Here is a 21,301-nt window from a genome sequence, read left to right as displayed (position 1 = left end):
GAAGTTGACCGGAGTACTGCTTTCGACAAAATATGCGTCGAAAGGACGGCACTTGCGGATTCGCGAACTCGTCAAACAGACCGGGATCACAGAACGTCAGGTCCGCTACCTGATCAGCGAAGGCTTTCTGGCAGCACCTGCGGGCGGGCGGGCCAATGCCGAATATGGCGACGATCATGTTCACGCCATCCGGCGTTATCTGCGTCTCAAGGAGCTGGGCTTTCCGCCAGCTGCGATCCGGCTGTTGCTCGGCTCGCGCGAGGGCGTGCCTTTGCCTCTGGCGGACGGGATCACTTTGGTGGTCGCGGCGGATCGGCTTGGCAGCGGTGATCCGGTCGAACCCCTGCTTGCCACCGCCCGCACCATTCTGACCAAGGCCTTGCATTCAGGAGCACCCGGCGATGACGACAGCAACGATTGATCCGCTGGGTGCCTTCATGGCCGCCCATCTGGCTGAGCGCGGCCAGATCCCGGCGCCACTGGAGCGGACCGAGATCGACCTTTCGGTTCGCGGCAGTTTTGCGTTGGTCGCTATGCGCCGCCTGTTCCGCAATCGGGAATGCAGTTCGATCGAGGCGGCGCTGACCTTCCCCGTCCCGATCGATGCGGTGGTCTTCGCGCTTGAGGCCCGGATCGGGGAGCGGGTGCTGCAAGGGGTCGCGCAGCCGCGCGAGAATGCCCGCGAAACGTACGAAGAGGCTATCGATGAGGGTCTCGCGGCGGTCCTGCATGAGGAACTGATGCCGGGCATCCACATGGTCTCGGTCGGCAATCTGGGCGCGGGCGATACGGTTGAAGTGACCGCGCGGTGGGCGATGCAGTTGACCCCGCAGGGCGAGCGCAGCAACTTGCGGCTGCCGCTGACGGTTGGGCAGCTCTATGGCCAAAGCCCGCTCGCGCAGTGTGACGATCTGATTGGCGGTGGTCAGCCTGACACTGCGACCCTGCGGATCGAAGCTGATCGCGAATGTACAGTTGGCAACGCCATACTGCGCGAAGGCACGCTGGAGGTGCCGCTGGGCGCTGCGCTCGATCTGGCCGCACCGACCATGCTTCCCGACCTCGCGGCAGGGGAGGGGGCCGATGGAGCGGCGCTGCAGATCGCCTGTCACGCTGTCCCCAGTGGTAGTGCGCCGCTATCACTTGCTGTGCTGGTTGACCGGTCCGGCTCCATGAATTCATCTTGCGGAACGCATGGATCGCTCCATGACGCGGTCTGCCAAGGACTGGCGTCGTTGACTGCCTGCTTCGGCGCGGACGACCGGATCGCTCTGTGGCAATTCGACGATAGGGTTGAGCGGGTCGGCGCGTCCGACCGGGCTGCGGACTGGGCCGACGCGGTGGCGCAGTTGCAGCCACCGCACGGCGGGACCGAGATCGGCCGCGCACTCCAGCAAGCAGCAGCAGAGGAAGTCCGCGATCTGCTCCTGATCACCGACGGGAAGAGCCATGCGCTCGACGTTCATGCGCTCGCGGCCAACGCCAAGCGGGTGAGCGTGGTCCTGCTCGGTTCGGATAGCCTGGAGGCGAACGTGGGCTATCTTGCCGCGCTCACCGGCGGAGATCTGTTCATCGCTGCCGGTGCAGATACGCCCGTCGCCATCGCCGCAGCCATCGCACAGCTGCGTGCACCAATGACCACCCCCCAACGCGAAAGCGACGGGGCCTGGCATTGGCGGCGCAACGGGCTGGAGTGCCATGTCCTGTCCGGTGCAGTGGCAGCATTGCCGGAAACGCCGCCGTTGCAAGGGGACTGGCCGCGCGCGATAGGCGCACTGGTGGCGGCCCGGCGGCTCCGCGCACTCCCATGTGCCGAGGCGACTGCGCTGGCCTGTGCGGAAGGACTGGTCTCGCACCTCACCAGCCTCGTTTTGGTAGACCGCAGCGGAGCCGTACAGCAGGGCCTGCCCGCTTTTCGCAAGGTGGCCTTGGTCGACGCGCCCCAGGTGCGGGAAGCGCGGGTAGCGTACTGCATGTCCGCCCCCATCAGGCCTAGCTTCCTCGCGTCGTTTGGTGTCGATATCGCGGGCTTTGGCGGGGATGAGACGTTGATGCTCGCTGCGCAGGAGCGGGTGTTGTACGCGATCCGGACTGCTTTGGCAGACCTGCGCGCTGGCGCACTCGCCGGGCAATGGTCGGCTAATCATGCATCGGAACTAGCGGAATGCCTTACCGAGGCGGCAGTCGGCGTTCTGCCATTGCCCAAGCGGCTGCAGCGGATAGCCCACGCCATCGACTGGGCAGGCGATCCCCCCAAGAGCGGCCAGCTCTCGCCAAACACCGTTTCTGCCGCGCTCGCTGTGCACACCTGGCTTGCACAGTGGCCACCCTTGGCCGACCTCGCCCGCGAACTGGGCTCGGACCCTGATGAGCTCGCCATTGCCGTGCTGGCGCTGCTGGCGGCAGATGATCGCTGGGCCCAGCGATCCTTGCGCGCATTGGCGCGGGCGTAAGGCGCAAGGGCAGGCATCGTGAGCAAAACTGATGACGCAGTTGGCGCTAAATCGCGAAAACCCAAACAACGCGGCCAGTTCTTCATTGTCGATGTGCCGACCTTCGTCGCGGTATGCGAACTGGGTGATGTTGATGCGGCCGCCGCCTATTTGATCCTCGCCGCCGGCACTGGTCCTGACAATCGCACGACCACCTGGTCGCGCGAGGCGATCAACCAGCGCACCGGCTTGAACTGGCGAAAGGCCGATACCGCGATCGCCAAGCTGGTGCAGGGCGGTTTTGCCCAATGGCTGACGCCGAGCGGTGCACCACGACCTCGGCTCGCGCTGCCGTTGCTCGAAACCCGGCAGCCCTTGCCGCCGCGGTTGATGAAGCTGGCGGAACGCATCGCTAACGGCGATGACCTGAAATCAGCCCAAGACCTGCGGGACGCAACCCTCGGTGGCGAACTCGGTTGGTTTGGGCAGAACGACGGCCGGTGGTTCCTGCGCTCCGAGCGCCCGATGGTAAAGGCCTATTTGCCCAAGTCGCTGGCCGGAGATGAGACAGGAAAGGCGATGGCAGGACGCTCGACCATCGACAATGTTCGTAAGGCTCGCGACCCGATGGCGTTGCAATTGTTGGTCGAGCTCTATGCCAAGCAGGATCTGGCCGAACACGGCGGAGTGGATCGGCAGGCTCTCCGCACGAAGTTCAAGAGCGTCAAGGCGTATGCGACCGGCAAATACCAGATCTGGCGATTTGAACAGTCCCGGCAAATCGTATCGTTGCATGAGGGGCTTTACCTCCATGAACGTCAGCTAACTAAGGCCGATATTGAGATGGGCCTTAACAGAGCGCAAGATTTGTTTGAGCGCGTCAGGATCCTGGAAGATGCCGGCGCGCTCGAGTGGGTCTACTACTTGGCCGAAGACGACAGCGACACGTCAACCCACATCTATCCCGTTGCGGTCGTGCGGCACGGCAAGATCGTATTGAACGAACTCGAATCTATCGTCGGTAGTTTCGCGACACGTGCTGCCAGTGCACTCTATGCCAACGACGCGATCGCCAGGAAGTGGGAAGACGAAATGCCCGGCTCGTTCATCCTGCCTGCCGAGCGCATGCTGCGCGAAGCCGCGCTCGTTGGCGTTCCACGCCTGCGCCACCGGGCCAAGACTTCGAATGCGGGCCGCTGGCGGGCTGATCTTGAGCAAGTCGCAGCCGAGACGATCGCTGAATTCGAGGCAGTCATCGCCGAGCGCATGCCATCGCTCCTTGCCGACCCGGAACAGCGGCTTGCTGACTTCAACGAGGCTTCAATTTTATTTCAACGGTAACTCAACGCAATCCAAGTTACCCTAAGAGAAATTCGGCAATCCCTACGGACCGCCGCCGCATACCTCGGTCAAACGAAGAGGATTTCTCCTTTATTTTTAGAGACTTATTGCTGTCGGTAGGATCTGCCTCGACCTAACCGCATCAACTTCGAACGAAGCAAGCGCACTGGTCGGCAGATGCTGAAAAACCCGCTCCTCGTGGATGGCTGCATCGTCACACGTCAGGGTACGTCCCCCCAAACGTCTGGGGACGGTCAATTGACTGAAATTGTAGCAGTAATCTAACCCTTCCTGTTTCACCCTACCACGTCTCCGGTACGTCTCGGACACGTGGTCGGGCAGCAACAGTCATCCCCTTCCAGGAAAAATCGCTCCGTGCGGAAAAAAGGCCAAGCAAGGTAGGGCCTGATGGACAGCTCCTGTCGTTGCTATCAGGCAAAGCGCTGCGCAACCGCAGTCCTCCGCATGATCGTTGAGCACGGGACATCAGAGAACATGGCAGTCGGATCTCCGCGTCTCGGCAAGCTCCATGCTTGGTCGATCCTGCGTCACTTGACACGGTCTTGACCCCTTCGCCGCACAGTTTTGCTCTAAGGCAAGGCGCATTTAGACGCCCCATATCGAACTAGCGATAATGTACGCTATCGCTAGTGCGCTTGCTTCACGCTCGCATTTCGAGCAAACCGCAAGGGATGGAACGACTGCTCGACATTACGCCCGTTGATCCAGGCGCCGCGCTGCCCACGGTCGATGCGGCGGTGCTCGATGTCGCAGAGCGGGCGATGAGTGCAAATTCGTGGCGGGCTTTGCGCGCGGACCTCAAAGTCTTCTCGACGTGGGCGGCTAGCACCGGCGCCGCTACGCTGCCCGCTTCACCTGAAACCGTCGCTGCCTTCCTGCGCGCACAGGCCGATGCGGGAAAGAAGGCGGCCACCCTCGCTCGCTATGCCAGTTCCATCGCCCGCGCCCATGCGCTGGCCAATCAGCCCGATCCGACGAGGGCAGAGCTGGTGCGGCTTGAACTCAAGGCGCAGCGCCGTGCGCTCGGCGTGCGGCAGAAGCAGGCGCGGGGCTTGCGCTTCCGCGGGCAGGTCGCCGATCCGCTGGCCGCTGCCGGGCCGATAGGCGTGTGCGTGGAAGCGATGCTTGCCGCCGCGCCCGCCACCCTGCAAGGCCTGCGTGACCGCGCGCTGCTCAGCTTGGCGTTCGATACCGGCCTGCGCCGCAGCGAGATTGTCGCCGTCCGCTGGGCGCATATCGAACAAGGCAGCGCAGGCAGCGGCCGACTGTTCGTCCCCCGCAGCAAGGCCGATCAAGAAGGCGCGGGCGCTTATGCCTATCTCTCCGCGCGCACGATGCAGGCATTGGCCGCGTGGCGTGAAGCTGCCTGGGCCGCAAATGAAGACCCCATCTTCCGCCGCCTCCACCGCGCGCGTGACAAGGCAGGTGCCGATGTGTGGACCATTGGCGCGGGTCTCTCAGCCCAATCGGTCACGCTGGTTTACCGAGCCCTGCTCGATCAGGCCCGCGACGCCGACCTGCTGGGCGCAATTGCAGAGGCCGATTTTGACCATTGGCGGCGCAGCCTCACCGCCCACTCCACCCGCGTGGGCCTGACCCAGGACCTTTTCGCCAACGGCCAGGATCTGGCCGGCATCATGCACGCCCTGCGCTGGAAAAGCCCCCAGCAACCGGCGCGCTACGCGCAGGCACTGGCCGTGGAAGCGAACGCTGCGGCGAAAGTGGTGGGGAAACTTTAGGGGATGATCGCGCAGCATCCTGCAGGGCCACCGGCAGCATCGCCGCCCATGTTTGCTAGAGTTCCGTCAGCACGACGGTACAGCGATGGCGGGCAGTCATGACACCAGCGATTCCTCTGCCAATGTCCCAGATCAGTTTCCTGCCCGATCGGGTCGTGGCGCGTACCTCGCGATCATGCAATCCACGGTTGCCGCGGCGCGAAACCTGAGTGAACTGCAAATCTACCGCTGAGCCGAACGTCTTCTTCCAGCATTCTTGCATATGTAGGAATTGCCGCTCGCTTGTTTCGAACTCGCGGATCTCGACGCTTTCTGCATCGAAGCTTATGAATTGGACGGTCTCGACCCCTTGTCCATCGCCTATGAGCACCCGAGCAAAGTCTGCGATCTGGCGCCGAGCATGTTCCCCTGCCGCGCCATAGGGATCAACGATTACGAGTTCGCGGATGGGATCGTCTGCGATCGGTGCGGTAAAGATTGCGCGGTCGCGTAATCCACCCTCTTCATAGACGACCCGGCGTGGCCAGTCTGCCACTGGTCTGGTGGGCACGGCCGGCGGCGCAGGCGTAGGCATGCTCCGCGCAAGACCGAGAATCTTGCGTATGCCTTTAGGATGCGCAGGCTCTTCTGGCTCGATGGGCGTTGGCGCGGGATCTGGTGCTGCAGGCAAGTCGAAAGCGGCGTCGGTAATGACCAGATCGAACAGCGAGTCCGCATCGCTTTCGCTGTCACCCGGTGCCAGCAAGCCCTCGCCCAACTGCCGCTTGCGCTCCATCAGTTCTTGAAGACGCAAGTCGAAGCTTGTTGGACCCATGGCCGGGTCTGGGTGGATGGCCTGAGGAAGGTAGACGGTGACGTCGCGAGTCTGACCGATGCGGAACACCCTATCAGTCGCCTGGTCTTCCACAGCGGGGTTCCACCAGCGCGAAAGGTGGATCACGTGATTGGCTGCGGTCAGGGTAAGGCCCACTCCACCTGCCTTGGTGGACAGGATCATGACGTCAAAGCCTGGCGCACGTTCTTGGAATGCATCGACAGCAGCCTGCCGCGCCTTCGCGAGCATGGCGCCATGGATGCGTGCAACCGGATGCGCGAGCCTGAAATGTCGTTGCAATTCGGCCGCTAGGTATGCCTGCATCGCCAGGCTTTCGCAGAAGACCAGCGCTTTCTCGCCTTTGTTGGCGATCTCGCCGAGGACTTTCATGGTCGCCGCGAGTCGCGCAGAGTCATCAAGATAAGTGGCATGCCCCCCGGCGTGGTCTGGTCCCACCGGGTGCAGTGATACGCTGCGCAGCGCATGCAGAACTTCGAGCATCCTGCCCCGCTCACCCATGCCTTTCACTGCCATGGCCCGCAGGACCACTTGCTCATACGCACGCGCTTGCGCCGGAGGCATTGGCTCGGGCAAGGTAACGATGTGCTTTGCCGGAAGGCTATCGAGGCATTCGGACTTGAGCCTCCGCAGCATTACCGGAGGCATTCCATCCTGCTCTTCCGAGAGCAAGTCGTGCAGTTCCCGCAGCTTGCCAGGTAGTGCCGGGAAGCGCTCTTCGAACGCCTTGCTCGAACCCAGCATGCCGGGATGAACCACGTCGATGATCGACCACAAGTCCTGCAACCTGTTTTCGACTGGTGTGCCGGTCATCGCCAGTTGAAACTTCGCATTCAGCGTCTTCGCTGCCCGCGTGATCTGGCTTGCCGGATTCTTCAGCTTTTGCGCTTCGTCGTAAAGAACGGCGGCGAAGGGCTGACGCGCGAAACTCATGTGATAGTCGCGCATGGTCTCGTAAGTCGTAAGGACGACGCCGGCATCACACCAGGCGCGAGGGTCGATGACCGGCCGTCCGGCATCCGTGTCCAGATCGCTGCCTATGCGATTGCGCCCAAGTTCAGATCCATAAGCGCGCACAATTCGGCCAAGAGCGTCAGGCTCGAGGTGTCGACGTGCCTCGGCTTCCCAATTCGCCAGCAGACCCGATGGCGCAACGATCAGCATCGGCCCGGAAGCCGTGGCTGCTTCAGATCTGCGCAGCCATGTCAGGAAGGCGAGAGCTTGGAACGTTTTGCCAAGTCCCATATCATCGGCAAGCAGTGCGCCGGGCCGGCCAGACAGCCAGCAGGAGGCAAGCCAGCGGAAGCCCGCGACCTGATGCGGCTTTGCCGTCGTCCGCATCGCCGATGGCATCGACTGCGGCGGTTCCACTGCAACGCTGGCCGAAGAGAGCGGCGCAAACGCAACATCATCAAGGTTGTCGCGTACCTGAAGGAAATAGCGCTGCATCAGGTTTTCAGGCGCCGTTCTCGGCACCTGCCCACGCTGATCGCGCGCGGCTGCCACGATCTCGCCCAATCCCTGCAGCGCCGTTATGGCCGCTTGCGTAGCGGGAACTGCCTGCCCTTCAAACGAGAACAACGGACGATCTTCCCGCACGGCCTGTTGTGCTGCCGCCAAGGCTGTACCCACTCTATCTGGCGGAATTTCGAAGGATTGCGCGTTTGGCGGGTCTCCAATCCGCAAGCCAAAGGTCTCTGGCAGCCAAGTTCCAGGTTTAGGCTTGATCCATGGGAGGACGGGCTTCCGCCAGATGTCTATACCTGCAACGCGCTCGGAAAACTGAGTTGTTTCGACAAAACAGGGGGGCGTCGCGCCATCTGCATCGTCGGGATTTTCCAGCACTTCATCAAGGTAGCGGTGCGGCGCTGCGGCGAATGCGCGGCGTTGCTCTGCCGTGCCGGATTGCGCCTGCCGCACCTTCTCCAACTGGCGCGCCAGCTGTGGTCCGATGAACAACAGAGACCCATCATCGAGCAGGAATGCCGTTCGCGTCCCATTGCCGCTGCGGAACCGGCGCGTGAAGCCTGCGGCTATTGTAGGAGGGAGAAGGCCATCCCTATCCTGATCCAGCACAGTCCCATCTTGCGCGCTCAACATCCTCTCGCGGTTGAAGAGGACCGGATCAAAATCAGGACCGTTCGGCGTATCCTTCAGCGCCAGCGAGAAGCCTGACGCATAAGCGAGGCGCAGCCGCTGGATGACACCATCGCTGCGAATGCGCGTATTGCCCTCATCTCCGATTGCCGCCTTCAGCCCGGCAAGTGCAGCCTGCCGCTCGGACTCATCATGCGATGCGTTCACTTGTTCGACGAAGCGGAGTGCGGTGTGCAAAGGTTCGGGAACGCGCCATTCCTGCCCTTGTGCAAGCAGCCGCCCGCTCAAGATCTTCGCCCGAACGGGAACCCCGCTGCCCCGTGTCCAGGCGGTCTCGATCCGGAAGCCCGGGCGGTGGATCAGTCCTGAGGATTTCAGTTCAAGCGCGAGCGTGGTTGCCGCGGGCAGGCCCAGTGCTTCGGCCTCGCTATCGCAAAAGCGCGCGACCAGATCGGGGTGCAACTCGCATCCATCTTCGGCCGGATGAACCAGAGGCTTGCCATCGTGACCGGTTTCTTCGTCCTCTAGTGCTTTCAGAAGCTCTGCGACCGCGGCGCTGGCCTGCTGTGGACGCGTCGAGACCCAGTCCGAAAACGGCACGACCTGTTCTTGCGGGCGGGCAAACGGGCCGCGCCCGGCCGACATCGCGTACAAGCGAACAAGGTTGCCTTCTGCACGGAAGGTGGCAGTTTCCATCAATACCACCGCGCGGTTGAGTAGCCCTCGCCCCATCTGGGATGCCGGATGCCAGTGTGGCTAAAAATGAAGCGCGCGAAATTGGATTGCCAGCCACTTTGATGCGGGATCGCTGCGAAGTATTTTTCGAACCCCCTGCTGCCATTCATGTCGCGGAACAGGGTACCGATATATTCTGGCTTGTAGAGGGTCGGCGATTTGCGATCATCCTTGTGCCAAAATCGGCATGACCCGTTGTTACTCCATTCCACCACCCGCAAGTCTTTGATCGCCATGACCAGAGCGCTCTGATTGGCGTCTGCACCGCCACCCACGATGCGGCCGAACTGTCCTTCCTTGATCACGCTTCTCGCCATCGCCTCTGCCTGACGACCAAAGGCAAACCAGGCATCCCCAATCACGCCTTCGTCGAGGTAGGCCAACCAGAACTCTTGCCGCGCAGCCCATTGCTTCGGATCCGTGGTGGTGGCGGCAATGATGTCGAAGAATTCCCGAACGGTCCTCTCGGTGAGCCAACCTCGCACCAGCATCACCAGTTGCGCGGCGTTGGCATCCTTCATGTCCTCGGCCAGCGTCTGCCAGCGGGCTTGCCGAAAGCGGGGATCGCCGAATTTCTTGACGAGGTAGTCCAGCAATTGATCGAGGTACGGCTTCGGAGGCTTCTGCGATCTCCAAGGTGCCAGAAGCGCCTTCAAGACAAGCCCATCAAGCTGCGCCGTCGGGAAGGCGGCACTCAGGCTTATGATCTTCCGTCCGGCGGATTGCGCTTCGGCGCCGCGCATTTCGGCAACCACCCTGCATGCTGCGGCCACAGCAACGAGTGCGAACTCACCCTGCGCCAGATCGCCGTCGAGACCAGCGTCACGCAAGGCTGTCGTCGGATCGTTGGAGCGAATGAGGGCTTCTGCCAGCGCTGTCGGTCCGTTCTGAGGATCCCACAGTCGCCAATTGCGCCCGCGTTCGCGCCAAGGCCAGTCGTGTTGCTCGGCAAACCCGGAGACGGCTTCAGCCAAAGCGGGGAACACCGGATGCTCGACCGGGAAGTACCGCAAGTAGGCCGATATAAGGGTGCGCTCGATGCTTTTTGCACCACTTGCGGAAGCTGCCGTTAGCGCGGACGCGGCAATGGCGTTGCAGCGCGGATCGCCCCACATGTCCTGAACAAGGCGGCGCAGATCGCGGCGGGAAAGCTGGCTCGGGTCCATGTCCGCTCAGATCACCCCGATCCGTCGCAGGAAATCATCCCACGGCTCGGCTTCACGAAGGGCACCCACCGGCTTTGCGGCAAGACGATCCGCAGCGCGCTCGATCGCGAGCTTCTTGTCCGGCGGAGGAACCGGGAACCGGCCCATGCCCGTTATGCGGTTGGCCGTGTCGCGCAGGTCGCTCATGGTTTCCCGCCACCTTGCGGTTTGGTGACCATCTGGACAAGGTCTTCGTCCTTCGGTGTTTCCATGAGGAAACGCAGGTCGATCCGGCGGTTCAGCGCCTTGGCGGTTTCATCTTGTCCCTGGTCAATCGGCCGGGCCTCCCCATAGCCGCTAACCGAGAGAACCGGGCGGCCTTCGCGGTTTCCCAGTGAGTCGAGGCCGCGAACATTCTCACGCATCTTTCGAAAGGTATTGGTGGCGCGCAAGGCAGACAACTCAAGGTTGCCTTTGATAATTGAATTCCCCTGCAACGGGTCGCTATCGGTGTGTCCTTCAATGAAGATTGCATCGACCCCGTGCGAGGTGGGACGGCAGTTCTCCGTTCGCCGCGGATAGGTGTAACATGGGAGCACAGCCGCAAGCGATTGCGCCACCGTTATGACAGCAGCACCGCCTTCGGGCGACAGTTCGGTGTCCCCTTTTGCGAAGAGAATTTGGGCAGGCAGTCGGAGAACGCCGGTACGTGTATCGACTGTGACTTGCAAAAGAGGGTTGCGTCGCTTGATATCGTTCCGAATATCCATCAGCATCTGCGCGCGCGCTTCGCCTGCATCAGACAAGGCCTTGCTCTTCTGCTGATACTGCAGCGCGAAGTAGATCAGCAGAATGATGAATACAAAAACAAGACCGACCATCATGTCGGCCATGGAGATGAAGTAGCTCTCCTCTTCTTCGACGCTCTGGCCACGGCGCGTGCTCATGTTCATGATTATTCCGCCGCCATCGGCAGACGGGCTGCCAGGTCTTCAAGGCTGGCCGTCAGATCGGTCAGAACATCGAGTGCCGGTGCCAGACGATCAACCGCGTCCGCCATCGCCCTGTCAATCCGGCCAACCTCGGTGTTGAGCGCCGTGGCATGTTCAGCCGATGCGCTGCGGATGCGGTCGAGCGCGTCACCCAGCGACTTGTCGACCTCTGCAAATCGGTTGCGGTAGCTTTCCCAAGATGTGACCGCTGCTTGTGCGGTCTCCTTCATCTGGCCGGTCATGCTTTCAATCAGGTCATGATAGCGGGCGTTGCTGTCGTTCAGGCTTCGCACCGTTTCACTGGCCTTCACCGTGGCGCTTTCGATGGCCGTTGCTGCCTTGAGGATTGGCGCCGTGCTGGCGCCCAAGGCCTGGGTCGCTTGCCCCAGCGAGGTGACGGCCAGATGCGCCTCACGTCCTGCGCCCGCAATTGTCTCGGCATATCCATCGGCGGAGGTCGCCGAGCGCGCGAAGGCAGAGGAAAGCGCCTCCATCCGTCCCGCCGTCGAATTCAAGGTGGCGGTCAGATCAGAGCCGGCCTGCGCGAATTGCGCCCCGAAACTTGCGAAGGCTTGGGTGATCATCAGCCCAGCCTCCTCGCTTGAGCGGCGGAGGGCTTCGTTCAACACTTCGCCCACTTGCGCTTGTGTCCGGCCTGCGACTTGCTCCAGCGCATCGGCCGCCTTGCGCAGCACGTCAGCATTGCGGTCTGCTGCGTCCGATGTGGTGCCTGCCAGTTTTTCGCCTAGCTCGGCCACGCGGCCCTGCATCTGGTCAAATGCACTTTGAATGCCGGCGGTCGCGCCTTCGAAGCCTTTGAGCGCCTCGCCAATCGCTCTTGAGCTTTCACCCATCGCAGTGCCGATTGCCGTTTGCACGGCCTTGATCATGTCGTCCGAGCTGGCGACCGAGGCGCTGCGGATCGTCTCGCTGGCCTGGTTCAGCGCATCACGCTGGGCGCTTGCCATGGATGCAAACGCTTCCCGCTCCTCATTAACCCGGTCGCGCTGGCGTTCATCGGCTTCCCGCGCCTGCTCTGCCATGCGGCGCGCCATTCCGTCGATGTTCCCGTTAAGGTTCGCAAAGGCCTCTGTCATCGCCAGCGATGCCGCAGAGAATTCGCGCGCGGCCATTGAAATCTGTTCGCTGGCTTGCCCGCTTGCGCCTTCAAGCCGGTCGTTGACGCTGGCAATACCCGTGGTCATCGATTCCAGCGCGCCGGCCAGAGCCTGCATTTCAAGTCCAGCACCCTTGCTGATCGCATCGCCGAGTTGCTGCCCGATCTGGTTGAAGCTGCCTTCCTTGAATTCATTCAGCGATGATTGAATGCCCGACAGCCCGGAAATGACTGGCTGCATCTGCTGGCCCAGCGCATCACCGATCGAAGCGGCGAGCTGGTGACTGAACTCGGTCAACGCGACAGACTGCTGCTTCAGCTCACGCAGCTGTTCGGCGGCAAGACGCTGGGGCGGGGAGAAGCGGGTCCCGTATTCAAGCCGCTCGCACAGTGTCTCGAGCTTGCGGTCGGTCTGGCGCTGCCATTTATGCGCCATCCAGCGCAAGATGATCGATGCACCTACCCCGCCAATGGACGTCCAGAATTTGGTCGCGGTCATTGTCAGCAAGGTCATCAGGCCGGCCTGCATCTGCTGCATGTTCCCGCCGCCGACTGTCGCCACTGCGCCTGCCAGAGCGGCAATGATACCGAGAAATGTTGCAGTAAGCCCCAACGCCACGAAGATATTCGCCCACCATGCGAGCACGCGGCCCTCGCTGCCGAGATGCAGGAAGTATCCATCGGGCCGCGCGGTTGCTTCAAATAGGGTCTGGGAGCTGTCGTCGACAAAGGTCTCCTTGAACTGCGTCCACGCGTGGAGCAGCTGTTTCGCGCCTGGCCCTTCGCCGCTATTCATCGCGGCATCGATGGTTTCGAAATTGCGCGCGAACACGTCCTGCGCATCGCGCTCAGTAGCTTGCTGGGCGACTTCGTCGGTCGCTGCAATCCGGATATCCAGGGCCTGTTCGAACGGCAGATGATGCTTGAAACGCGCACGAATGATGATCGCGCAAGCCCACAACAGTAGGCTGAGAGCAAGTACAAAACCCGTCCATTTGTTGCTGAACAGCAATGCCACCAACTGATTTGGCAGGATTATTTCATTATTCATTTACAAGCCATCCCATTCACATGCCTGTTCCTGCTCATCAGGACGTAATTACCATATACCCTGCGCCCTTGGCAGTTATCAGGGCATTGAATTGTAACAATTTTGCCAGTTGCTGCGGCGCTGCTATGCCAAAGTCGAACCGGGCGATCCTTGGCGCGCGCCAGGGGCCAAAACCTTGGTCGAACACGATGCGGACAGTCTTGCCGCTGCTGAAGCGCAGGGCCATCGTGCGCCCATGGGTTGCATCGTGGCTCTCAAGTGTAACCGCAAACCCGGCCTGTTCCAGCAGACCGGTCAGCACATCATCGCGGTCTTCCCCATATTGCCAGTCGTGGTCTGGCGCGAAAGGCTGGCGTTCGTTTTCGCGTAGCGGGTTGGTCACGATCCTGATCGGCAGGCGCTCCGGATTGCCCAGCGCATCGCGCAGTCCTCTTGCCGCTTCGGCGAGCAGGCGCACGGTCAGGGGCGTTTGCAGATAGCGATCGTTGTAGGTGATGGAAGCAAGAGCGCCTTCACCGCCTGCAGCGCGGATGTGCGGCATCAGCAGCGCTGCAAACCGCTGGCCAAAGCCAATCAGATCACCGTCCAATTCATCTGCCAGTTCGAGATACCGCGTTCCCGAAGCTGGCAAGAGCGTATCGAGTTCAACTCTTGGCATAAGCGGTATCGACTGCGCGCTGATGCGCACGGCCGCGCCGCCCCAATCGAGTCCGGGGCAAGCCGCGGCAGATTCGCGCGAAACCCAGGCATTCGCGCGATCCCCATCGGTCTGGGCCAACGTTCGCGCGCCATTCGGCTGCTTCGGTGCCGCGCCTTTGCGCAGCTCCAGTCCCAACGTCTTGGCTGCATCCCGCAGGGCGAGGCGCGCTGCGGGGTCGAGCCGCTCCAGCCAATCCGGCTCCAGCGCGACATCTATGCGTGTTCCGCGCGATGCAATCTGCCGCGCGGTGAACGCAAACAAGCCATCGGCAATGCCGGCGACGTCAGTTTCCGGGCCCGCCCAGATAGTCACCACCTTTGTGCCATCTTCGGCCGCCTGAACCAGGGCATCGGCCAGTGATGCGCAATAGCGCGCTTCAGGAGCGGCGCGGTCCTCATCGGCTACGGTGCCAAGGGCCGCAAGCGTCGTTTGGGCCCATTCCAGCGCGGCCTTGCGATCGATCACTTCCTGCTGGTCAAACAAGTCCGCAGTCAGCACGCACGCCGAACAGCCGCGCCGACAGCCGGGCGCGCTGCAATCCAGAATGCGCGCGGCATCGGCCAGAATGTCTTCAAACAGGCGGGTGGCCTGGGGTGCAAATCCGGCCCCGCCCGCCGCGCGGTCATAGAGATAGAGCGAGTGCGTCCGCTGCCCCAGCGGCGTGCGCGCGGAACGAACCGCGATGCCGATTTCGCCGGTCTCGATGCCGATCCGCCTGGCCAGCGCTTCACGCAATGCGGCGACAACAGCCCAGGCGGCGCCTGCGTTTTCTAGGCTCTGGGGCTGAAACTCGGCAACATCGGTTGCAGCTTCATAGCCAAGCGCGACTGGCGCTGTAACCTTGAACGACTTTTCATTGCCGGGGCAAAGCCCATCGGCGTTCCGGCGCGTGCCGCGCAAGGGTCTGTGGTTTGCCAGCGGCTTCTGGCCGGTGCCCGCTTCTGATGCGGATTCCGCGCGCCCGCATTCGAGGCAGATATGATAACCCTTATGGCCGGGCCCGCGTGAGGAATAGAAGACGAGGCCGTCCGCACTGGTGCGCATACGACCCAATTCAGGCGCGACCAGCGGTTGCCAGGGAGCGTTGCGGGCCACGATCTGCTCGGCCTCGGGCGGTATGTAGCTGACGTCGTCGGTATCGGCGTGAGGCTTTTCGCCCATATCGACTACGAACCCGGCAGGTTCGAGAAAGCGCCGTGAGGCTTCGAACGGGAGTTCATCGCGGCAGGATGGGCAGCGATCTGGCGCCACGGCAGCGCAATCTGCGGCGCCGCATTGCGGGCAGGTCCAGAATACACGCAAAGATTGCACTTCTCGCGCCTGACCATCATCGGCAGGCCGCTGCCAGTTCAGCGTGACCCCGGCAGAGCGATAGACCAGCCCATTGACCACCACTTCCGATCCGGGCGCATAATCGCGGATGGCGATGTCAAGGGTTCGCGATGGGTAGCTGCGACGGCGCTGGTTGCCCTCGTCGCCCGCTCCTCCCTCAGTGTTGGCTTCGTCGCCGCGCTTGTCTTCGTGCACGAAGGGCACGACTGCTGTCGGCAATCCATGCCCCGGAAGAAATCCGCGCACTACAAGCTCTTTGAGCAGGTTTTCGCGGACAAGCCTGCGCAACTGGTATTCAAGGCTGGCGCGGCCTTCCTCCTTGCCAGCGGTTGCTATCTGGGCCTGAAGCATCTCCCAGTCCGAAACGATGGCCGTTTCGGCCAATTCGAGCGCCCGCGCTGCTTCCGCGAACACGGTGCGGTCTCCGTCCAGCGCGGTCCCTGCGACAAGCTGCTCCACTTCGGCGTGCAGGTCTTGCCAGGCGGTGGGCGATGCCATCCACGTGATGCACAGGCGGCTTGGGCTATTTGCGATGCGCTCTGCCCCGCCTTGCTCCGGGCATCCGAAAAACGCACCGGCCTGCGTCTTTTGCGCCTCTCCACCAGCAGCGGCGAACCATCGCGCCAGCAAAAGGGCGTTTACATGGCGCTGCACAATGCGGCGGCTATCCAGTCGCACCTTGGGCGCGCGGGTCTGCCGCCGGAGATACGCGGCCGGATCGCGGAACGTTTCGCGGTCGAGCGGCGTATCGCGCGTATAAGTCAGTGAACTGGCAAATCCCTGCTTGCGGCGCCCTGCCCGACCGACGCGCTGGCGATAGTTGGCGAGCGATGGCGGCACATTGGTCATCATCACGGCAGAAACGGAACCGATGTCCACGCCCATTTCCATCGTGGTCGAACAGTTCAGGATGTTGATTTCGCCGCGCTTGAATTCCGCCTCGAACCGCCGCAGGCGATCAGCAGGCTGCTGCGCCGAATGCTCTGCGGCACGGGTATAGGGCGAAAGGAGTGCAATGCGGTCGTGCTGGTTTATCCAGACACCTTGATCGCGCAAGGCCTGGATCGACGGGTCTGCGGCGAGCCAATCACGCAGTGCGCTGACTTGCGCACCTTTGGGAAAAGGAGCCGGAAGCTTCGGAAACACTAGAGGCTTGGGCGCCAGATCTGCCGGGCGAACCCCTTCCCGATGGCCATATAGCGTCAATCCCAAGGCGGTCGCCGCAAGGACATTTCCGGTCACGGGGCATCGCCATGCATCGATGACCGGCGCAATCCGGGCTTTCGCGAAATCGAGCGCGTACCCCGGTCGCTCGGGGGCATAGAGCGCAGGCTGCAAGGCCGACCAAGCCGCTTCGAGCACCTCGTTCAGATCACGGCGATCTTCATCCGAGCTACGATCCAGCCCGAGCGCCTTCTCCAATATCGCAACAAGGTTGGAGCGGACCCCTGATTTGCTCGCAAAGGGCCATGTCAATTCGCGGCTTGCCTCGGACTTCTCACGAGGGGGGAGCAGCGTCGCAAGTGGCTGGCGCGCATGCAGCCAATGCTGGTCGGACCAGTCAATCCTGATGGCAGTGCGGCCCCGCACGGACATGTCGATGATCGCATAAAGCAGGCCTTGCCAATCGTCCACGCCCTTGCCCTTGGCAGAGAGCGGGGCTGGTACAGTTCTGGCGCTGTCGACCGCATCGAACCGCAACCGGGCGAGGCCCATCGTTTCAGCCGTATTGCCCCGCCGCGGACGGCGGTTGAATTCGCGCAGCAGCAGGAATTCGGCAAACGCCAGCGGATCCTTCCGGAAGCGCTCTTCACGCGAGCCCCAAACCTTTGTCATCCACGTGTGAACCTCGGGCTGCGCGGCCAGTCCCCTGCGCAATTCCGGCCATGCAAGGCCGTTCATATTGGGCGCGGTCAACGCTGAAAGATCTGACCGTTTGTTGGCGATCAACTCGGCCAACGCCTCCGATCCTACGCCTTCCAGTGTCGCGATTTCGCCGCGCAGCTTCACGACCTCGGGGTCATCATCGCCCGCTGCAACCATGCTGCCCTGCACGGCATGGTACACGAACCCACGCACGAAGGCCCGTTCCGACGTGGTCTGGAGGTTGGCCGCAAAGCGCGCGGAGCCTTGCCGGCTGTCGGTGAAGGAAAGCAGCTGGCGTCCTTCGGCAGGAGGACGATAGGCGCCAGCTGCTTCCAGTTTGCGCGGTTCCACGCCTTCCAGCATCACGGGTGCCGCGTTGCCGATGAGATAGGGCGCGCCGTAGCGGAACGGACGCAGGATCGCGTTCATGCGCTTGGAAACCGCCGCGTCACAGGCCCCGCAGGAATCCACCGCGTGAACCGGGTAAGGCCGCGTGCCGTCCGCAGCCTGATCATGCCGAGTGCCGGTCAGCGGCTCAACATGCGCATCGCGGCACCCGCGCAGCGGCCGCACCGCGATGGACAGGCGCTGCGCATCGTAAAGCCCATCGCCGTCCTTGTCCTCAGCCGGATCGGCCGCATCCTCATCGGTCAGCTCGCGTTCGCGCAGCGCGGCAAATTCGTCCTGAACAGGGGGCGTAAAGCGTGCCTGAAGCTTGCCGCCGCGTTCCTCGCAATCCAGGTAAGGTTCGCCGCACTCGGCGCAGGACATGATTTCCAGCACAGGCGCGCTACAACAGGGGCAAGTGTCGACCCTCTCGCAGGAAATCGCGCCATAGGGCCATTCGACCGGCGCATCGCGGCAATCGGGATTGATGCAACTCCACAGACCCGGCACTGCGCGCAAGAAGCCGTGAATGCGCAGGGGCAGCAAGGGCCCTCGCTGCTTGTCGCGGTCATCGGCAATCGCCTCGATGACGTCTTCCAGCGGCTGCTGAACGGCGGCGAGCAGCTTGGCAGCCTGCGCCAGCGGCACCGGGCCGCGCTCGGCCTCGCGCACGAAAGCCTGCACCGCAGGGCTGGCCGCGACCGCATCGCGGCGCATCAGATCCTGTGCGGCAAGCGCGGAAGACGGCGCAGGCGGAGGGAGCAGCACGTCCTCGCGCTGGCCGAGGACTACCTTGATCTTGCGCTCGCCGGCCCCTGAAATATCGCGCAGGAAGTGCCGCAATTCGTCGGTCACATCCACGCCTTCGCCGCCGATGGTGGCAGAGGTCGCGACGAAGCGGACATCCTGCGCCTTGACGCCAAACGTCAGCAGGACACGCCGGAGAAGCAGCGCAATTTCAGCAGCGGACGAGCCAACATAGCTGTGGGCTTCATCAAGGATGATCCAGCGCAACTGGCCGCGGCTATTGTCCACCAACGGGCGGTCGATCCGGCGCACCAGCATGTATTCCAGCATGGTGACGTTCGTCACGAGGATCGGCGGCGGATCCTTTCGCAGCGTCTCGCGGTCACCAACCTGCTCTGGCCCGGGTTTGTCCTGCGCGCGCAGCCGTTCGGGTGTCAGACCATTATAGAGGCCAAAGCGCACCTTGTCGCCGAATGGAGCTGTCCACGCCCGCAGGCGCTCCTCCTGACTCGCGATCAAGGCATTGAGAGGATAGAGCGCTAGAGCCCGCACGCCAGACAGGCGGCCGGTCTGGCTGGCCTCTGTTGCAAGGTCGTGCAGCAGCGGCATCAGGAAGCATTCGGTCTTGCCCGAGCCGGTCCCGCTTGAAACCAGCACCGAATTGCGCTCGGGCGCTGTCAGGTGCTCCCACGCCTCGATCTGGTGGCGATAAGGCTGCGCTTCGGGTGGGAACCGGTAGTCCCCCGCCTTGTCGCTCGAAATCGCGCGGATCACATCGGGATGCAGCAAGCTGCCACTGCAATCGGCAAAAGTGCGACCTTCCACCAGGAACGGCGCCGCGCCTTCGATAACCGGCTCTCGTACCAAAGCGCCCGAGCTGACTTCGGTGGCGCCGAATTTCCGCCGAATCTCCGCAACAAGCGCAGGATGGTTCAAGCCCGAGCGGCCGAGCACAGCTTCCACCGAGCGTTCACGCAGCAGTTGCATCGTGCGCAGCGGTCCGGTGGCTGGGCGGTCCGGCATGCCGCTGGGATCGGCGTGGGTCACTTATGCTTGCTCCAACAATGAGGCGGCAAACGCCTCGGAGAACCAGGTCGGGAAGGTCCGGGCGGCCAGCTTCAGCTCGCGGATATCCTCGGCCGAAGGTGTCCATTCACCCAGAACTGCCAGCGCGGCCGCACACGGCGCGTCGAGCGCATCGAGCACAGCCGTATCAAACCGAAGGAAGTATGCGGGCAGGCGGTCACCCAGCTTGCTGCGGTAACGCGTGCCATCACCCCGAGGAATTCGGCCGATTGCCCTGCGCAGGAACGCCTGCGTGGCGGTCTCCAAATCGACCGGATCACCCTGCCCGAAAACAGGCGCCAGCAAAGGTTGCTGCTCCACCAAAGCCTTCTGCACGGCATCCACCATTTGCAGCGCGAAGCGCGGCGCATCGGGCAATTCCTGCAGGAGTGTCATCGCCACCAGCCCGGCCGCGTTCCTCGCCTCAGCCCAGCAGTCGCGCGGAATGGTGAACCACGCGAAGGGCAGCGCAAGCGCCAGATGCATGACGGCATCGCGCTGCGTGGGGTTCGCGCGAAACGCCATCCGGGCCAGGACCCTGGGATTTGCGGACAGCATCGGCAGGACATTGAAAGTGACCGGCGGCAACCCCCGCATGCTCGTGACCAGCTCCAGCAACTCGCCCAGCGCGGCTTCTCCGTCCGCGCCATCTTCACAAGCCAGATCAAGGAATGCCGCAAGGGCCCTGCTTTGCAGCGGTCCGTGCGGTTGCACCATGGCCTGCGCAAGCAGCCCGACCGGTTCAGAAAGTCCGCCAAAGCCCATATACGCGGGGCGTGTCAGGACCCGATCGCCGCGGCGCAGGAAGACCAGCCAATCCCCTTGCAACCCATCCGGCAATTGCACCGGCCGATGGTTCGCGTCACTCAGCAGCGAATAGGGTCCGAAGCAGACTTCCTTGAGCGGATCAGCGATGGCCCGCCCGCATAGCTGGACATCTTCGTCTGCAATCGCCCGGTTGGCGACGAAGCCGCTACCTTCCTTCTTGAGCTCGAACGGAAACTGCCGGACATGCCAATTGGTATTGATGCCGTTGTTCATATCCAGCACCACCTCGGCATCGAGCGAGGCCGGTAGCAGCAGGCTGGCAATATCCGCCGCGACCGCGCTCATCGGCATCTCGCGCGCGAAGGACCACGCCATTTCCGCCCGCGAGCCGCCGCGCAGATCACGCAGGTCAGCCAGCAGGGTCATATCACCGCGATCGATCGCCACGAGGTCACTCAGATCATCGAGCGTCAGCACTGTGCGGTGCGCAAGCACCTGCCCGTCCCAGCGGGCGATGCAGGCCTCTGCCGGAAAGGCGATGGAAACCGTCAGCGGCGGCGCATTCGGCCATTCGATGCAGGCATCGAAGCGATACACCTGCCCCGCTTGCTGCCGCTGCACCCAGCGATCACCACTGGTGGCCGCCATTACCGGCGCATCCCCTGCAGGGGTGATCGAAACGGAACCGAAACCCGCGAGTTCGAATTCTGTCCGGTTCGCCCGATACACCGTTCGCACCTCTGCTTGTGGCGGCAGCACCCCGACGCGTCGACGGTCGAGCATGATACCATCATGCCGCAAGCCCACCTCATAATGCCCGATTGGCAGTGTCCCCGGCGCCGGGCGCCATTCCCGCTTGCCAATCTGGCGCAAGACCAGATCGCCGGCACTGTTGCGGGAAACATGGGGCGAACCGACAAACAGATCGACCGAA

At 62.7% G+C, this 21,301-nt stretch carries 11 protein-coding genes; 4 read left to right on the top strand and 7 right to left on the bottom strand.

The annotated features are described in order from the left end of the window. Positions 1–52 precede the first annotated feature (52 nt). The 4 genes from NSE01_RS18600 (at position 53) to NSE01_RS18585 (ending at position 5,533) form a co-directional block, all read left to right on the top strand. On the top strand, positions 53–421 hold the full coding sequence (locus NSE01_RS18600; protein ID WP_170233907.1) for a helix-turn-helix domain-containing protein: 369 nt from the start codon (positions 53–55) through the stop codon (positions 419–421). Next, complete coding sequence (locus NSE01_RS18595; RefSeq protein ID WP_147161168.1) at positions 402–2,453, top strand: VIT domain-containing protein; 2,052 nt, start codon at positions 402–404, stop codon at positions 2,451–2,453. Before NSE01_RS18600 ends, NSE01_RS18595 begins: the two co-directional genes overlap by 20 nt. An 18-nt stretch (positions 2,454–2,471) precedes the next feature. Then, a complete protein-coding gene (locus NSE01_RS18590; RefSeq protein ID WP_147161167.1) occupies positions 2,472–3,773 on the top strand; it encodes a hypothetical protein in 1,302 nt (433 codons plus the stop codon). A gap of 692 nt (positions 3,774–4,465) precedes the next feature. Further along, on the top strand, positions 4,466–5,533 hold the full coding sequence (locus NSE01_RS18585; RefSeq protein WP_147161166.1) for a tyrosine-type recombinase/integrase: 1,068 nt from the start codon (positions 4,466–4,468) through the stop codon (positions 5,531–5,533). 55 nt (positions 5,534–5,588) lie between these two features. On the opposite strand, the gene NSE01_RS18580 is transcribed toward NSE01_RS18585, so the two are convergent. The 7 genes from NSE01_RS18580 to NSE01_RS21370 form a co-directional block, all read right to left on the bottom strand. Then, positions 5,589–9,158: a DEAD/DEAH box helicase gene (locus tag NSE01_RS18580; protein WP_170233906.1), complete on the bottom strand. Its 3,570-nt coding sequence runs from the start codon at positions 9,156–9,158 to the stop codon at positions 5,589–5,591. Beyond that, positions 9,158–10,363, bottom strand: a complete 1,206-nt coding sequence (locus NSE01_RS18575; protein WP_147161164.1) for an EH signature domain-containing protein — start codon at positions 10,361–10,363, stop codon at positions 9,158–9,160. The genes NSE01_RS18580 and NSE01_RS18575 overlap by 1 nt, the downstream gene beginning before the upstream one ends. A gap of 6 nt (positions 10,364–10,369) precedes the next feature. Beyond that, positions 10,370–10,549: a hypothetical protein gene (locus NSE01_RS18570; protein WP_147161163.1), complete on the bottom strand. Its 180-nt coding sequence runs from the start codon at positions 10,547–10,549 to the stop codon at positions 10,370–10,372. Then, a complete protein-coding gene (locus NSE01_RS18565; protein WP_246135290.1) occupies positions 10,546–11,289 on the bottom strand; it encodes an OmpA/MotB family protein in 744 nt (247 codons plus the stop codon). The genes NSE01_RS18570 and NSE01_RS18565 overlap by 4 nt, the downstream gene beginning before the upstream one ends. A gap of 8 nt (positions 11,290–11,297) precedes the next feature. Next, a complete protein-coding gene (locus NSE01_RS18560; RefSeq protein ID WP_147161161.1) occupies positions 11,298–13,502 on the bottom strand; it encodes a hypothetical protein in 2,205 nt (734 codons plus the stop codon). A gap of 37 nt (positions 13,503–13,539) precedes the next feature. Beyond that, positions 13,540–19,581, bottom strand: a complete 6,042-nt coding sequence (locus NSE01_RS18555) for a DEAD/DEAH box helicase (protein ID WP_147161160.1) — start codon at positions 19,579–19,581, stop codon at positions 13,540–13,542. After that, on the bottom strand, positions 19,582–21,301 hold a 1,720-nt coding region (locus NSE01_RS21370; RefSeq protein ID WP_170233905.1), incomplete at its 5' end, for a hypothetical protein. It lies immediately after the preceding gene.

The organism is Novosphingobium sediminis (assembly GCF_007991615.1).
Lineage (GTDB): Bacteria > Pseudomonadota > Alphaproteobacteria > Sphingomonadales > Sphingomonadaceae > Novosphingobium > Novosphingobium sediminis.
This window is presented reverse-complemented; position numbering and strand designations above follow the sequence as displayed.

Coding starts and splice junctions, on each gene's coding strand:
- NSE01_RS18565 (WP_246135290.1), bottom strand. CDS start 11,289: ATGAGCACGCGCCGTGGCCAGAGCGTCGAAGAAGAGGAGAGCTACTTC.
- NSE01_RS18585 (WP_147161166.1), top strand. CDS start 4,466: ATGGAACGACTGCTCGACATTACGCCCGTTGATCCAGGCGCCGCGCTG.
- NSE01_RS18560 (WP_147161161.1), bottom strand. CDS start 13,502: ATGAATAATGAAATAATCCTGCCAAATCAGTTGGTGGCATTGCTGTTC.
- NSE01_RS18575 (WP_147161164.1), bottom strand. CDS start 10,363: ATGGACCCGAGCCAGCTTTCCCGCCGCGATCTGCGCCGCCTTGTTCAG.
- NSE01_RS18595 (WP_147161168.1), top strand. CDS start 402: ATGACGACAGCAACGATTGATCCGCTGGGTGCCTTCATGGCCGCCCAT.
- NSE01_RS18580 (WP_170233906.1), bottom strand. CDS start 9,158: ATGGAAACTGCCACCTTCCGTGCAGAAGGCAACCTTGTTCGCTTGTAC.
- NSE01_RS18570 (WP_147161163.1), bottom strand. CDS start 10,549: ATGAGCGACCTGCGCGACACGGCCAACCGCATAACGGGCATGGGCCGG.